The organism is Rossellomorea sp. NPDC077527, from assembly GCF_044542955.1.
GTDB lineage: Bacteria > Bacillota > Bacilli > Bacillales > Bacillaceae_B > Rossellomorea > Rossellomorea aquimaris_E.
Genome location: NZ_JBITVL010000010.1, coordinates 42,776 through 58,307, shown reverse-complemented (window position 1 = coordinate 58,307; position 15,532 = coordinate 42,776). Strand labels below are relative to the sequence as shown.

Sequence of the window (15,532 nt, the reverse complement as noted above, 5' to 3'; positions counted from 1 at the left end):
ATAAAAATAAAGAGAGAGTATAGGGGTCCTATGAACATCTTTACTATTTTTCAAGACGACTTTATCTATCACGATTTTCAGCCATTATATGATATGGGTGAACATCGAACCCTCTATGCTTACGAGGGACTGTTACGGAATACGTTTAACGAAAATCCCGAGAGTGTATTTCAATCGGCCATGAAAGCAAATATCCTGTACAAGCTTGATACTCTGTCCATTTCTAAAGCCCTTGATAGTTTCTCAAAGAACGGGCTTATGAACTGTAAGTTGTTTCTCAATATTTATATTACAACCATCCTGCATCCGAGTTTTCACACGTTCTTCTCCGACCTTATGAACCGCTATCCAGACATAAAGGGACGACTTGTTCTCGAAATTAACGAATCCAGTGCTGAAGAGCTATGGCAGAATCCTTTATTGAAAAAATCACTGAAAGAACTGAAGCAATACGGTGTCTGGTATGCCATCGATGACTTCGGACAAGGAACATCCTCTATAAAGAAATCGATTGAGTACGAGCCGGAAATCATTAAGCTGGACCGCTATTTTGCCATGAATTTGGCCCACGATGAAAAGAAACAGAGATTCCTCTCTTTCTTCAGTCAATTCTACGGAAGTGATACGTTGATTGTCCTGGAGGGAATCGAAACAAAACAGGATATGCAGGTTGCCAAGGAAATCGGTATCACGATCGGACAAGGATTTTACTTGGGCAAGCCAAGTCAACTGTTAGCGTAGGGACAAAAAAGTGACTCTGGAGAAGGTGGGTCACTTTTTTTGTTATGGAATTGTCAGATTTGAAATAAAATTGAAAAATTTTAACATTTCAATTAAACTGAGGAAAAAGAGATAAAGGGGACACAATGATGAAGTTTCTCATCTTTCCGATTAAATTGATCTTCTATTATATTCTTGGTCTGATTGGGATTTTAGCCGTCAGTATCGCACCAGAAGTATTCAGGGAACGTGGATTATACAATGTTGTAGGGTACCTTGAGGCATTTATAAAGTTTATCTTTGTCTTCCTGGATGGAGCAAATTGGAGTTACTCATACAAGGGGATTACCGTGGAATTTCTTGATATGCTCTGGGGGCCATACGTATACTCCCTCCAGATTGTAGGTGGTGCTCTGGGGATTGGTCTTGGTGCTGCCTTTATTCTTACGATCTTCACCGTATTTTTACCCCGACCGGTTACTTCGACACTTAAGAAAGGGTTAAACCTCTTAGAGACTGTGCCCGATTTAATGTTTGCGTTCATGCTTCAGCTTTTGATTGTCTATATCTTTAAATATTTTGGTGTGGAATTGATGAACTTTGCAGAGTACGGGGAAGAGAAGGTCTTTCTTGCCCCCATGATTACGTTGTCCATCATTCCCATGATTTCTTTCTTTCGGATTCTCCTTTTCATTATGGAAGAAGAGCTGCTCAAGCCTCACATTGAATTCGCCCATAGTAAGGGGATGTCTAAGGGCAGGATCCTGTTTTCTCATGTACTGAAAAATATTTCTCCAAGTTTGTTTTATCATGGAAAGTTGATCGTATGGGGCATGTTATCCAGTTTATTTATCATCGAAACGATTTTTAATATGAAAGGGATCACCTATTATATCATCCAGGATTTCCGGCCGATGGTGATCGCCATCTCATTAATCATGATCTATACACCTTTCTTTGTGGTGTATCAAGGGGTATACCTGTGGATCAACCATGAGAGCAGCGAGGATTATACGAAATATAAAAGAGATAAAACAAAGTGGACTGAATGGAAGATATGGAGCATTCTTTCGACCATCCGGAAGCTGTGGTGGCAGCATATGCATAACAGCAAGTTTGCCATCGGATTTAGCATCATTTTCGGTTTGATTGCTACGAGCTTCCTTTATTCAACGTTGAAGGAAGAGCCGATTAAACAGATTCAATTTATGAAGAATGATGAGGGCCGGATCATAAGCGCCCCTCCACATAAACCGTTTGGTGACATGATTCTGGGATCCGATTTCTTCGGTTACAGTATCCTGGATCAGCTTATCGTAGGTGCCAAATATACACTGTTATTTGCCTTGATTGTCGCTTCTCTGAGGGTGATCGGCGGATTCTACCTTGGTATTGGCTATCATTTTCACTTGAAAGAGAACAGGAAGAATTGGCTTGACCGCATGGTGGATTCCATTCACTTTCTGCCCCTGAGCCTAATCGCGTATCTTCTATTAAGGCCAGTGCTTTGGGGGTTGCCTGTGTTAGGATGGGATCACTCTATTTTTGAAAGGCTGGTATTTGAAGCGGTAGTGTTGACGATTCTGGTCCTTCCGTTGACAACAGTGCTGATTGGGAATGAACTGAAGCAAATCGGAAAACAGGATTTCGTTCTTTCGGCAAAGCTGCTTGGTGGAAGCAATAAGCACTTGCTCTGGACGCATCTTTTTCCACATCTTGCCCCGAGGTTATTCATCATTTGGGGGCAGCAATTCATCCAGACGCTTCTCATTCTCGTCCATCTTGGATTATTCCATCTATTCCTCGGGGGAACGATCATCACCGGCGGGCTTGTACCGGATCCACCGAAATCAGGGACGTTTGAATGGTCCGGTCTGATCAGTTCCACGAAGAACTCTCTTATGACCGGGAAGTATTGGATCGTCATCGCCCCTTTAGTCGCCTTCATGATCGCCATCATCGCCATGCAGCTGATTGTACAGGGGGTAAAAGAAATCCAACAGACGAAGGTCGGGGTCCTAGTGAACAAGAAGCCAATCAAAGTAAAGGGTCCGTTGGATAAAAAGAAAACGAAGATGCCAGTTGTGGAAGACTTCCAAATGGCCCGTCAGCAAACCTTTAAAGGATAAGGAGGAGGTATAATGACTAGAAAGAGTCCGAAACTGCCCCTGACTGATAAGGAACGGTCCGCCCTTCGTAAAGGGAAGATCCGGTTGGGGGATATTCATGACTTGCCGCCTGAGCGACTAGGGGAAATGCTGGACATTCCTTTAGACAGATCCCGTTATTTAGTCGGGATGTCCATTTTTCAACAGATTCCATCCATCGGGCCCAATATGGCTCATAATGTCGTAGAAGATCTGGGTTTCTATACCTTTGAAGAAATAAAGGATGAAAAAGGGGAAGAACTCATCATCGAATTAGAGAAAAAATACGGTGTTTGGATGGACCCCTGTGTCGAAGACTCATTAAGATGTGTCGTTCACCACGCGAATCACCCGGAAAGCACCAAAAACTGGTGGGACTTCACCGCAGACAGAAAAACCCACCGCCAAACCCACGGCTACCCAAAAGACCGCCCCACCAAAGCCTGGGATGAATAGAGACTCTTCACCAAGCCAGGAAGCAAAACACGCTTCCTGGCTTTTTGATGGATGAGGGACGGACCTCCACTCGTATATCCTCTCTAAAATGGACATCATAATGAAAAAAGGAGTGATATGAGTTGAGAATCCTGCTTATCTTTTTCTTGCTGACGTTCTCCGTCCAAACATCCGTTTCTGCAAGAAACATCCTTCCCTATCCTGCCCATCATAATGAATTGGCGATTGTGATAGATGATCTGGGTAATGGTATGAAAGGAACGAAAGAGATACTGAATCTGCCTGTGACATTGACAATTGCCGTCATGCCTTTTTTGCCAACGACCAGAAAAGATGCAGAAAAAGCCCACGAGAATGGCCATGAAGTCATCATCCACCTTCCGATGGAACCGATGCACGGGAAAGCGAGCTGGCTTGGACCCGGGGCCATCACGACCTCCCTTTCCGATGAAGAAATCAGAAAGAGAGTGGAGCAGGCCATCAAAGAGGTTCCTTATGCAGTTGGCATCAACCATCATATGGGCTCGAAGGCAACAGCGGATGAGCGGGTCATGCGGATTGTACTTGATATTTGTAAGGAAAACGGCTTATTTTATCTGGATAGTAAAACTACAGGAAAGAGCGTCATTCCTCAGCTTGCCAAAGAACTGGGAGTGCCGTATCTGGAAAACGAACTATTCTTTGATGACGTCTATACGATCCAGCATATCGGAAAGCAGGCAAGACTCCTTTCGAAAGAATTGGATCATGACAATGCAACCATTGCGATTGGCCACGTCGGGGTCACGGGAATGAAGGTGGCAACCATGCTTAAGGAATTCCTGCCCCTTTATGAAAAGAAGGCCACGATTGTCCCATTGTCAGATCTTATACCGGAGTATCATTTGATTGACGAGAGCATGCCTTGATTGATGAGGGCTTTCGAGGCAAATGTAAATCTTTCGTTAAACGGGTGCATATTTTTTTGTGAAAAGATTCCTCTCCCTTATAATCAGGAGATAAGAAGGAGATGATTCGAAATGGATTATGCAATTGTGACAGGAGCAACAAGAGGCTTAGGGGAGTCCATTGCCAAGGGTTTTATAGAAAAGGGCATCGGCGTCATGAATATTTCCCGTACAGATAATGAGAGCTTACAAAGGCTGGCACGTGAAAAAGAAGTGTCGTATGAATTCTTCCACTGTGATCTTTCTCAAACCGTGCAAACAGAATCCGTTTTTCGTGAGGTCGGAGCCAGGGCATTTAAATCTGAAGCTGATTCAATCTATGTTGTGCAAAATGCGGGAGTGGTGACACCGATCAATCCGTCTGGTGAAGTGGATACCGGAGCACTTGAAATGAGTGTACATGTCAACCTGCTTTCTCCCATGATAGCCACCAATGAATTGATCAAAGCAGCAGAAGGTTCTTCTTCCAAAATGACCATGGTTAACATCAGCTCTGGTGCAGGGAGCCGTCCTGTTTATGGTTGGAGTACGTATTGTGCAACGAAAGCAGGCGTCAATATGCTGACGGAAACCGTGAGCCTGGAGCTTACCAATAAGCATAGCCGCCATCAAGTCATCGCCTTCAGTCCAGGGGTGATGGATACCGATATGCAGGGGGAAATCCGTTCTTCATCTAAGGAATCCTTTGCTGATGTTGAATCATTCCAGCGCTACAAAGACGAGGGCATGCTTCGCAGCACAGATACGGTTGCAGATGTATTATTGAAGCTCATCACTGAAAGTGAAATTGAAAGTGGAAAGCTTTATCATGTGAATGACTTATTATAAGAGAGTGAGCAGATTCCGGGAAGCGGGATCTGCTTTTTTGAGGTTGTTGTTAGTGTCTAGACGATAAAGAATCTTGTGGTATTTACGGAGTTGGCCCGATAAGTGCTTAGAGTGGCCCGAAAAACGTCAAAAGTGGCCCAATAAGTGCTTAAAATGGTCCAATCAACAGCCAAAACTGCCCCGACATTCATACAACCCTATCCAAAAACAAAAAAGAGACAAATCCCGAAAGATTTGTCTCTTTAAAATCATTATGAAGACTGAATCGGATCTCCATCTGGAACGGGATTGCGCGTGAACTTTGGAAGGGCGAATTGAATTGCAATTAATCCGCAAACCGCAATCAATACTGGATAGAAGGCATATGGAATGATGCTGATCGGTGATATGCCGGCTACTTCTGCCACGAGCAGTGCCTGTGCCCCATATGGGATCAAGCCTTGGATGGCACAAGAGAAAATATCCAGGATACTAGCTGATTTACGGGCATCCACTCCATATCGTTCGCTAAGCGTTTTGGCAAGTGGACCTGCAATGATGATGGAAATGGTATTATTCGCAGTACAAAGATTTGTTGCACTGACTAACCCCGCGGTAGCAAGCTGTGCTCCCTGAGGGGATTTGATCTTACGGGTGGCTTGATACAGGATTGCCTGGATTCCACCGTTATGACGGATCAGTTCGACCACGCCTCCAATCAGGATGGAAAGGATCACAATCTCAGCCATCCCTGTCATTCCGTCAGCTACACTGCCAAAATAACTCGATGGGGTGAAGCTTCCATCCACAAATCCGATGATTCCTGCCAACAGGATTCCGCCTAATAGAACAACAAATACGTTCAATCCTGCAAGGGCTCCGATTATGACTCCAAGGTAAGGCAGGATTTTAACCCAATTAAAGCTTTCCGCCTCTACTGAGGATGGAGTGCCAAGCGTCAGGATAAACAGGATCACCATGGTGATGATGGCTGCCGGTAATACAATGAAGAAGTTCACTTTGAACTTGTCCTTCATTTCCGTTTTCTGTGTACGGACAGCAGCGATGGTTGTATCCGAAATAAACGATAAGTTATCTCCGAACATCGCTCCACCAATAACGGTTGCCATGGCAAGGGGCAGGGAAATATCTGCTCCTGAGCTGATTCCCGCTCCGATGGGGGCAAGGGCTGCAATCGTCCCCATGGATGTTCCCATTGATAAAGAGATGAATGCGGCAATGATAAACAATCCAACAATGATTAAGTTACCCGGAAGCACAGATAGGGCAAAGTTGACGGTTGAATCAACGGCTCCCATCTTTTCTGCCACTCCTGAAAAGGCTCCTGCTAACAGGAAGATGAAGACCATAATCATGATGTCGGGATGACCAGCGCCTTTAGCGAACCGTTCAATCTTAGCGGTCAACGACTCTTTACGGTTCATAACTAGGGCAACGACCGATGCAATGATGATGGATACGAGTACAGGAAATGCATAAAAATCTCCCGAAATGATACCAGCTCCAAGGAACAGGGAAACAAATATGATCAAGGGCAATAAAGCCAATAGATTTCCTTTTTCTTGATTCATGCTAACACTCCTTTGTCTTGGTGTGAAATGAAATAAAAAACCTCTTCTTATATAAGAAGAGGTTTCATTCAAACGAAACACTCTCCTTATCTTTCAAGCATTACGCTTGCTGGATGTGGCACAGCACTCACATAGAGTCCGCTGCCGAGACATCACAGGGCCAGTCCCTCCGTCTCTCTGGATAAGAAGATATGTTATTTACTTGTTTTAAAATATACTTCCATACTTTAAAGGGTTTCATCAAAAAAGTCAAACCGGAAAATATTGTGAACCAAAAGCGGAAGCGGCTCGACCAGGCCCGACAAGCAAAAGGCGAAAGCGTCGGAAAGGCGTCTTTTGCCTTTTTGACGTTCTTGACTTATGACCTCGAGGGCCTAGCCGCTGCAGCTGGATGAACCAAAAGCGGAAGCGGCTCGACCAGGCCCGACAAGCAAAAGGCGAAAGCGTCAGAAAGGAGCATTGATCCATCTCTTTCCCATCATCAGTCCTCCTGAAAAAGTATGACTTTATCCATAAAAAGGCATGAATTCATAGACAATTGAACAGTCAGGGTCTACTATAAGATAGACAAAAAACATCTTGGAGGATACGGTAGTGGAGAGAACTGTACGAAATCAAATTTTTACATTACAAGGGTTTTATTTATTGACGTTCTTCGGGGTTGGCAGTTTATACCCGTTACTCAGTGTGTATTTAAGTGAAAGCGTCGGATTGAATGGATATCAGATTGGAACCATCATGTCCGTCGGTCCCATCATGATGATTTTTTTTCAGCCGATATGGGGGATGGTAAGTGACACAACGAACCGTCCTACTGCAGTGCTGGGATTGACTTCTTTGATTGCCGGTATCTTTGCACTTGGCTATTTATTTATGAATATGTACTATGGTTTGCTGGCGGTCGCCATCCTGGTGGCGATTTTCCAAAGTGCGATCATCCCGGTTTCGGACAGTATCAGTTTGAAGTATACAAGTAAAGTCCGCTACAACTACGGAAACATCCGGCTGTTTGGATCATTGGGATTCGGTATTGCAGTCTTCACCATGGGGAGACTATCGGAAGGTTTCATCGGTCCGACGATCATTTTCTACTCGTTCTTTATCTGCCTCGTCCTTGCCGGTTTCCTTTCCTTCCGTTTTCCTAGAGAGAGAGCGGCTGCCAAGCTCGATTTAAAAGCAGGGATGAAGGAGCTATTCACAATGAAGAAATTCCTGATTTTCCTGGCTGTCACATTCCTGGTGTTCGGACCGAATTTAGCCAACAATGTCTATTTTGGATTGTTTGTGGAAGATTCCGGTGGTACGTACGCTGGAATAGGTCTTGCTTTCTTAATCGCTGTATTATCAGAGGTACCGTTTATGAGAGTTGCCGGAGGGTGGATTGATCGGTTTGGTCTCCTGACCGTAGCAGCACTAGCAGGTGCCGCTTCCATGATCCGCTGGTTGTTTTACTTCACAGAACCAAGTCTTTGGCTCGTCTACTCCTCAGCCGTCATGCAGGGCCTTGCCATTGGCCTGTTCATTCCCGCAGGGCTGAGGTATATAAAAGAAATTACACCGGCTCACATTACAGCCACAGCCGTCACCGTATATTCAGCCATTGGAAACGGTCTGGGAAACTGGTTCAGCACCTTTGTGGGAGGCTTCATCTATGAAACATACTCCATCTACACGGTGTACCTTTTCTTTGCCGTATTATCACTTATAGGTATTTTCTTATGCTTCGTTCTCATGAAAGAAGAGAAAAAGAATGCATTGGCTTATTAATAGAGGAATATCAGACATCCATGAATTCATGGATGTCTATTTTTTATAAAATGATTAAAAAGGAAGGATTTTCCTTATTGGGTATGGAAGTATACATAAGGAAAAGGTCTGAACCGATTCATCCACCAAGAAAAGCATCCTGAAAGGTTTTAACTTTATTAAATTGTGGTACAAAAAGGTTAAGTCATTCATTGAAATTTACATAAATACAGGTTAAAATAATATTATTAGAAAATTCTTTCAATTAAACAGAGAAACTTATAAATGATATAAAAAGGGGATTATAAAATGGAAAATACATTCGTTTACTCGAAAGAAAACGCCAACCTTGGGGATACTGTTCAGTTTAGAAGAAAGAAACAAGTCATTAATGGTGTCGTTACAACCTTAAGAGAAAATACCGTCATTGTTAAAATGGATAGGGAGATGGCGAAAAAGCTTGACCTTCCGGATGATCAAACGGTCGTAGCACATAAAAACTATGTGGTAATCGAACGAGCGGACAATGATTCACAGCCTGTCTTTGTCTATGATGGGTGGAATAGTGCATTAAAAGCGTAAGTTCCTTCATCCAACATAAAAAGCCCTGACGCATCTTCACCAAGAACTTGGATATAGATGCGTCAGGGCTTTTTACATTGTCTAATATTTATACGGGTTAGCTCATTCTCCCAACGTACTCCTCGACCATGTCGATTGTGACGAGCTTCCTTTGCGGTACAACCCCTTGGCGGGCAAGGACATTTATTTCATTCGTAATATGATTGATGCGATCCGTTGTAAATGGTTTACCGGCAGAACAAAGCTGAACAGCCTCTTCAATCGCTCTTTCCCGTTGGTCATCCAGTATCATAAATTGTTGAACCAGTTGGTTCTGTTTGTTGGAATGCTTGGAAATTTCTTTATGAACACTCATGATCTCATTCCTCTCTATGTCTTTCACACATTACCTCTATTATGCCTTCTTCCAACACCTGATGGCAATGTCGAACATTCTTTTTTATTGGTTCTTTTCGGCAACGTTGTTGCTTTTTCTATCAGCCTACGATTCATCCATGCTCTGTCTATGAGTATGTGCTGGAGGGTGAAGGGAACTGCTTCGCTTTCCGCGGACGTTCGGCCGAGCCTCCTCAGCAAAATTCGCTTCCGAGGTCTCGACGCGCACGTCTTCCGCAGGAGTCTCCGCATTTCCCCTCACCCTCTAAAGAGGCAATTGTTGACAGAGCTGAATGGTTCATAAAAATAAATAGAAAGAGCATTAGTATATTTGATATATTCTATCACTGCATAAAAGAAAATGGTTTGGATAAGTAATCCTGACATTTACATGGTTATACTGAAAAAGTTATGCTTGGACAGTTGATTGGAGCGGAAGGTGCTCGACTCCTGCGGGAAATGCTGGACAGGTGAGACCCCACAGGGCTTTAGTCCGAGGAGGCTCACCGCCAGCCCCGCGGAAAACGAGCACCTGGAGCGGAAATCAACCACAACTCGCTTCTTCTAAAACAATAATGTTTACGAAAACAGCCATTTTTATAAAATAGGGGACAGCAGCCTCGAAATAGACTCCTTCACTTTAATCATAATCGGTCGTTGATGGTATCCTTCCAAGGTCAATTCCCGGCTTTTTTTAATGTCATCCATAAATACTGAGCTCAAGTGTTCAGAGAGTTCCTGGTCATATAAGAAGGCATTGACCTCGAAGTTTAAGCGGAAGCTTCGCACATCGATGTTGGCTGTGCCGACAGATGAGATGGACTCATCTACTACGATGGTTTTGGCATGTATGAACCCGTTATCGTAAATATAAATTTTCACTCCCGCCTTCAACAGCTCACCGATATAAGAATACGTAGCCCAATATACGAATAGATGGTCGGGCTTATTCGGAATCATAATCCGGACATCCACGCCCGTAAGAGCAGCGATCCTCAATGAATCAAGAAGGCTGACGTCTGGAATGAAATAAGGAGTTTGAATGAAAATGGATTTTTTAGCTGACGAAATCATCTTGATGTAACCGTTTTTTATCTGTTCCCATTCCGAGTCGGGACCGCATGTGACAATTTGAACGCCTGCTTCGCCCGTAAAGGAAGAGAGAGGGAAGAATCGCAGGTCGTATGCAATCTTCTTAGACCGGCTGGCCTGATTCCAATCCAATATGAAGCGGGTCTGCATGGCCAGAGCCGAACTGCCTTCGATTCTCAGGTGGGTGTCCCGCCAATACCCGAACTTCGGGTTCAAGCCCAAGTATTCATCCCCCACGTTGAAACCACCGACATACCCGACCTTCCCGTCGAGAATCACGAGTTTTCTATGATTACGATAATTTAACCGTAGATTGACAAATGGTATCTTCGAGGGGAAAAACACTTCCACTTCGCCACCTGCAGAGAGGAGTTCTTTAAAGAATCCCCGCCTCGTTCGCCGGGACCCCATCTCATCGTACAGGACCCTGACCTTGACTCCTGCTCGGGCTTTTTCAACGAGCTTAGCCAAGATTCGTTGTCCCAACTGGTCTTTTTTGAAAATATAATACTGAATATGAATATGATCCTGTGCAGCTTCTATGTCTTCTAATAGTGCTTTAAACTTGTCTTCTCCATGTGTAAATACTTTGACTTCATTATCCTGGGTCAGTAAAGCATCATTATTGATCAGATGCATATAGATCAAGTCCTGATAGCGGGAAGAAATGTCATTCTTAAAAGGAAAACGATGTTCTTTCAACGTATGGATCTGGTTTTGGATCAAGCCTTCTATTCCGATTTTCTTCATATCTTCCCAGTCAAACAACCGTTTCCTGGTCAAATTTTGGCCAAAGACTAAGTAGAGGATGAATCCCAGTAATGGAATGAAAAACAATACCATCAGCCAGGCCCATGTCGCACCTGCATCCTTACGCTCGAGAAAGATGATGGCGGCTGCAAGGATCAGGTTCAGGAAAAATAATATCCCCAGAAGTGTAGATAGGATACTCATATGCCAAGGCTCCTTTGACTAACTTTCTATGACTAGTATACATGAGAACGGAATAGAAAAAAATGACAAGAAAAAAAGAGCAGAAGTCTGCTCTTTTTTAGAAAATGATTTATTCATTTGCTGCCTTTTTAGTCATTTCTCTTTCACGTTTCGGCCAGCTTTCGACACCTCGTAATCCTGGAATATCATCAGCATAGAAGACAGGGTCTAATCCTTGTCGGCGCTGAGTCATGTAGTTGTCCAGTGCTTTAAAGGCAATCGGAGCCAGGATTCCGATGGCAATCAAGTTCGTAAGGGCCATCAGTGCCATAGAGAAGTCTGCCAGACTCCAAACGATATCGAGACTTGCAACAGAACCGAAGATCACCATTCCTAGTGCAATGAAACGGTAGACTAAAAGACCGGTTTTGCTTTTGTTGATGAATGGGAGGTTGGCTTCCCCGTAATAATAGCTTCCGATGATGGAGCTGAAAGCAAAGGTGAAGATGGCAATCGCCAGGAAAATACCTGCCCATGAGTTAAAGTGTTCAGACATGGCTGCCTGAGATAATTCAATTCCCGTCAAACCTGATCCGTAAGCATCTGACGTCAGAATGATAAACGCCGTAGCGGAACAGACCAGAATGGTATCGAAGAATACTCCTAACGCCTGAATGAACCCCTGTTTTACCGGATGGGAAACAGATGCCGTAGCAGCTGCATTCGGTGCACTACCCATACCGGCTTCATTGGAGAATAATCCACGCTTTACACCATTCATGATAGCGGCACCGATCCCGCCGCCGACCACTTGGTCAAAGCCGAAGGCACTTTTGAAGATAAGGGCGATGACACCGGGCATTTCGGTAATATTCGTAATGACGACGTATAATGCCAGTACAATATAAAAACCTGCCATGATCGGAACGATGAAGGATGAAAAATTAGCAATACGCTTAACTCCTCCAAAGATGATCAGTGCGGTCAATCCTGCCAATATTAGTCCAATAACGAATGTATTAATATGAAATGAGTTACTGAACGCCGTTGCGATCGTATTACTTTGAACGGCATTAAAGGTTGTACCGAAGGAAAGGATGATAGTGACTGCGAAGATCGAACTCATCCAAGGCTTGCCCAGTTGTTTCTTCATATAGTAGCCGGGGCCGCCTTTAAATCCTACTGAATCTCTCTCCTTGTAAATCTGGGCCAATGTACTTTCAACAAAGGCGCTGGCTCCTCCTAGAATGGCAACAAGCCACATCCAGAAGACCGCTCCAGGTCCCCCAATTGCTAAGGCAATGGCTACTCCTGCTAAATTACCTGTACCAATTCGAGTACCTGCTCCAATAAAGAATGCCTGCAGGGAAGATATATGCTTTTCTCCTTCTGCTTCCACAACATCTTTATCGCCTAATAATCGAAACATTTCTCCTATATGACGGATTTGAACAAATTTAGATCCGATGGTGAAGTATAGTCCTAAAATGAGAAGTACACCGATTAAAATATACCCCCAAAGAATCGAATTCGCTTCCGTGACTAAATGGTTTAAGATATCCATGATAACCCCCTCAGAAATTTGTATCGGTTACACGTAATATTATCTGAAAATTTGAAATAAAAGTCAAGTTATTATCTGAATATTAAAATATTACCAAAAATGTATTTAGAGGGTCGAACTATTTTGTCATAGTAATAAAGGGTTTCTATTCAATCATCGGACAAAAGTATCTATGTAATTAATTATCTCAAAATAATTTTTATTGTTCTATTTAAATAATATTTTCTTCGGTAGAAGTAGTAAATCGCCCACAAAAAAAAGCCATAGAAATCCATGGCGACAAATCGATTATTATCTTTAATATGAATAAATGAGATCATGACTTAATAATAATTCCAAAATCCTAAAACAAATAATAAGATACCCGTAATCATTGAAATACCAAATAACATGAATAAGAAATCAAGAATGCTGTCGGCGAAGACTTTTTTGCGGTTCTCACGTTTAAAATGACGAACTTCCTTCCGATACGATCGTGCGGCACGGCTCATACAAAACATCCTCCTCCACTAACACCTATAGTATTATTTCACATATTCGTCATAAAAAAAGAAAATCCTCCCTTTACATGAAAATAATGACGATATACCCTCCTTCAAGTCGCAATCAGTCGAATAGAGGGACGGACCTTTTTAAATGACAAATAAGGGGCTTAAAAAGCCCCTTATTTGTAACAAACATAAAGAGATTGCTCGCTTTTTCGTTAACGAAGGTGATTTTGAGAGATTCCGCTTAGAGCGCTTCCTGCACTTTGATCGGATTGCTGCTGCACTGCCAAATCCCCTAAAGCCAACATCCCGACAAGCTGTCCGTTTTCTACTACCGGTAAACGGCGTACCTGGTGCTGGGACATAAGCGCCGATGCCTCTTCGACAGAAGCATCCGGAGAAATGGTCACCACTTGCTGTGACATGACCTGAGAGACATTTCCTTGTGCACCTTGAGTCAGTCCACGAGTTGCAATATCACGGTCTGTAATCATCCCGACAACCTGCCCGTTTTCAACAACGGGAACGGAACCAACATTTCTGGAACTCATTTTAGACGCAACGCTCTCTAATGAATCCTGGTTAGAAGCGGCTTCTACATTTGTCGACATAATATCACGTACTTGCATGAAAAATTCCCCCTTGATCATAATGGCAGTACACCATTTATTATCCTTCATAATGCCTCAGATATTCTCAATATGAGTTTCCATTTATTTAAAGAGCTTTGTTAGTACTTCATACAGTAAGAGGGACGGACCTCGCCCCGTTCATCTTTATTTTGTAATGAACAGCTGCGTCCAGTATGTACCGTAGGCACCGCCCTTGGCATATCCCACACCCATATGAGTATAAGATGGATTGAGAATATTATTCCTGTGAACAGGACTGTCCAACCACTCTTGCACAACCTCCTCGAAACTCATTTGTCCCGCGGCCAGATTTTCAGCTGCCTGGCTGTATGAAATGTGAAAGCTCTTCAACATATCATCAGGTGACCCGTATGTTGGGCTCCTGTGAGAGAAATATCCTGCATCTCTCATATCACGGGACTTATAAAGGGCGACCTGTGAGAGTTTACTGTCAGTTTGAACAGGAGAAAGTCCATTTTTTTGACGCTCCCGATTGATCAATGTAGCGAACCTGTCTTCAAATGCATCCTCAGAACGTATAGCCGGAAGATGGATGATTTGGCCGGGGTAAATGATATCTGGATCTGTCAATTGGGGATTGGCCCCGATCATTTCTGACAACTCGATCCGAAACTTCTTGGAAATGGTCCAAAGAGTGTCTCCTTTTTTTACAGTATACGTACTTTCAGCGGTTACTAAAGGTAGATCAAATAGACTAAATACAAGGAACGATGTGATGAGTATGAGGGATAGTTTCGTCTTCATGAGTATAAATTGTGTAATTCGAAACAAATTATTCTTCTGAAATGTGTAAAAATAGGATTATCGTTTCATTTTTAGGGAAAAGGGAAATCATATAACATTAAGTGAAACCTTTTACTGAGTAAAACGTACAAATAGGTAACGATTTAATAAAAAGAGGTGAATAACGTGGTAAAGGAGAACGATCGCTTTAAAAAAGTGATAACGAAATTGTCGAACGTCGGTGTGAATATTTCAAAAACGAAATCAAGACGGGAAATCCTTCATTCACTAAAGCAGTATCAACCATTACCTAAGACGTTAACACAAGATTCATAACACATACATCCAGAGTTGTCGGACAGACATAATTCCCTTTTCTCACCGATATACTATAGGTAAGGTGAAGAGGAGGGTTAGGCATGGAGAGAATGATGTTTGATCCACAAGCATTAAAGGAAATCAGAAAGAAGGCAGATGAAATTTCATACTACTGTATGAGCAGGGAGCAGCTTTCAGATCCTCAACGGATAAGCATGGCTTTAGATCAGGTGTGTCGTGCCCTGGCCATGTTTGCGGAAATGGAACTTCATCGTATGCAGAATCAGCATATTCCCTATGACCCCCAAAGCTACATTAAAGGACGTCTCGGAATAGCTCATCGATCTGTACTCCACGTCCCTCAGGAAGATTCCAGTACTGCGTAGTAA

The 15,532-nt window shown here is 43.1% G+C and carries 16 protein-coding genes and 1 riboswitch; of the genes, 9 read left to right on the top strand and 7 right to left on the bottom strand.

Annotated features, from left to right (window positions below; all coding sequences use genetic code 11):
• The first annotated feature begins 30 nt into the window (after positions 1-30).
• From ACIGG7_RS22160 to ACIGG7_RS22140, 5 genes are all read left to right on the top strand, one after another.
• Positions 31-741: an EAL domain-containing protein gene (locus ACIGG7_RS22160; protein WP_397551046.1), complete on the top strand. Its 711-nt coding sequence runs from the start codon at positions 31-33 to the stop codon at positions 739-741.
• A gap of 125 nt (positions 742-866) precedes the next feature.
• Positions 867-2,849 carry an ABC transporter permease subunit gene (locus ACIGG7_RS22155; RefSeq protein WP_397551045.1) on the top strand — a complete coding sequence of 661 codons (1,983 nt, stop codon included), beginning with the start codon at positions 867-869 and terminating at the stop codon, positions 2,847-2,849.
• Positions 2,850-2,861: 12 nt separating this feature from the next.
• Complete coding sequence (locus ACIGG7_RS22150; RefSeq protein ID WP_224945208.1) at positions 2,862-3,323, top strand: helix-hairpin-helix domain-containing protein; 462 nt, start codon at positions 2,862-2,864, stop codon at positions 3,321-3,323.
• Positions 3,324-3,445: 122 nt separating this feature from the next.
• On the top strand, positions 3,446-4,231 hold the full coding sequence (locus ACIGG7_RS22145) for a divergent polysaccharide deacetylase family protein (RefSeq protein ID WP_224945210.1): 786 nt from the start codon (positions 3,446-3,448) through the stop codon (positions 4,229-4,231).
• Positions 4,232-4,342: 111 nt separating this feature from the next.
• A complete protein-coding gene (locus ACIGG7_RS22140; RefSeq protein ID WP_224945219.1) occupies positions 4,343-5,098 on the top strand; it encodes a (S)-benzoin forming benzil reductase in 756 nt (251 codons plus the stop codon).
• Positions 5,099-5,349: 251 nt separating this feature from the next.
• Here the strand turns inward: ACIGG7_RS22140 and ACIGG7_RS22135 are convergent, their stop codons facing one another.
• Positions 5,350-6,669 carry a Na+/H+ antiporter NhaC family protein gene (locus ACIGG7_RS22135; protein WP_397551044.1) on the bottom strand — a complete coding sequence of 440 codons (1,320 nt, stop codon included), beginning with the start codon at positions 6,667-6,669 and terminating at the stop codon, positions 5,350-5,352.
• 83 nt (positions 6,670-6,752) lie between these two features.
• A riboswitch (SAM riboswitch) is annotated at positions 6,753-6,857 on the bottom strand.
• A 406-nt stretch (positions 6,858-7,263) separates the two neighbouring features.
• Between ACIGG7_RS22135 and ACIGG7_RS22130 the strand changes: the two genes are divergently transcribed.
• Both ACIGG7_RS22130 and ACIGG7_RS22125 read left to right on the top strand, forming a co-directional pair.
• Entirely contained in the window at positions 7,264-8,436 is a 1,173-nt protein-coding gene (locus ACIGG7_RS22130) for an MFS transporter (RefSeq protein ID WP_224945223.1), read from the top strand.
• A 288-nt stretch (positions 8,437-8,724) separates the two neighbouring features.
• The gene (locus ACIGG7_RS22125; protein ID WP_397551043.1) at positions 8,725-8,997 is read left to right on the top strand and encodes a DUF2187 family protein; all 273 of its coding nucleotides are present in this window, start codon (positions 8,725-8,727) and stop codon (positions 8,995-8,997) included.
• Positions 8,998-9,094: 97 nt separating this feature from the next.
• Here the strand turns inward: ACIGG7_RS22125 and ACIGG7_RS22120 are convergent, their stop codons facing one another.
• The 6 genes from ACIGG7_RS22120 to ACIGG7_RS22095 all read right to left on the bottom strand — a co-directional run bounded on the left by ACIGG7_RS22120 (position 9,095) and on the right by ACIGG7_RS22095 (position 14,873).
• A complete protein-coding gene (locus tag ACIGG7_RS22120) occupies positions 9,095-9,352 on the bottom strand; it encodes a YpbS family protein (RefSeq protein WP_224945225.1) in 258 nt (85 codons plus the stop codon).
• A gap of 617 nt (positions 9,353-9,969) precedes the next feature.
• Entirely contained in the window at positions 9,970-11,418 is a 1,449-nt protein-coding gene (cls, locus tag ACIGG7_RS22115; protein WP_397551042.1) for a cardiolipin synthase, read from the bottom strand.
• Positions 11,419-11,527: 109 nt separating this feature from the next.
• Positions 11,528-12,961 carry an alanine/glycine:cation symporter family protein gene (locus ACIGG7_RS22110; RefSeq protein WP_397551041.1) on the bottom strand — a complete coding sequence of 478 codons (1,434 nt, stop codon included), beginning with the start codon at positions 12,959-12,961 and terminating at the stop codon, positions 11,528-11,530.
• 323 nt (positions 12,962-13,284) lie between these two features.
• The gene (locus tag ACIGG7_RS22105; protein ID WP_224945234.1) at positions 13,285-13,452 is read right to left on the bottom strand and encodes a hypothetical protein; all 168 of its coding nucleotides are present in this window, start codon (positions 13,450-13,452) and stop codon (positions 13,285-13,287) included.
• A 212-nt stretch (positions 13,453-13,664) separates the two neighbouring features.
• Entirely contained in the window at positions 13,665-14,078 is a 414-nt protein-coding gene (locus ACIGG7_RS22100; RefSeq protein ID WP_224945236.1) for a CBS domain-containing protein, read from the bottom strand.
• Between the two features lie 147 nt (positions 14,079-14,225).
• Positions 14,226-14,873, bottom strand: coding sequence for a CAP domain-containing protein (locus ACIGG7_RS22095; protein ID WP_224945245.1), 648 nt, complete (start codon positions 14,871-14,873; stop codon positions 14,226-14,228).
• Positions 14,874-15,011: 138 nt separating this feature from the next.
• On the opposite strand from ACIGG7_RS22095, the gene ACIGG7_RS22090 reads away from it, so the two are divergent.
• The gene (locus ACIGG7_RS22090; RefSeq protein WP_098351100.1) at positions 15,012-15,161 is read left to right on the top strand and encodes an Lmo0850 family protein; all 150 of its coding nucleotides are present in this window, start codon (positions 15,012-15,014) and stop codon (positions 15,159-15,161) included.
• 83 nt (positions 15,162-15,244) lie between these two features.
• Positions 15,245-15,529 carry a hypothetical protein gene (locus ACIGG7_RS22085; RefSeq protein ID WP_224945246.1) on the top strand — a complete coding sequence of 95 codons (285 nt, stop codon included), beginning with the start codon at positions 15,245-15,247 and terminating at the stop codon, positions 15,527-15,529.
• The last annotated feature ends 3 nt before the right edge of the window (positions 15,530-15,532 follow it).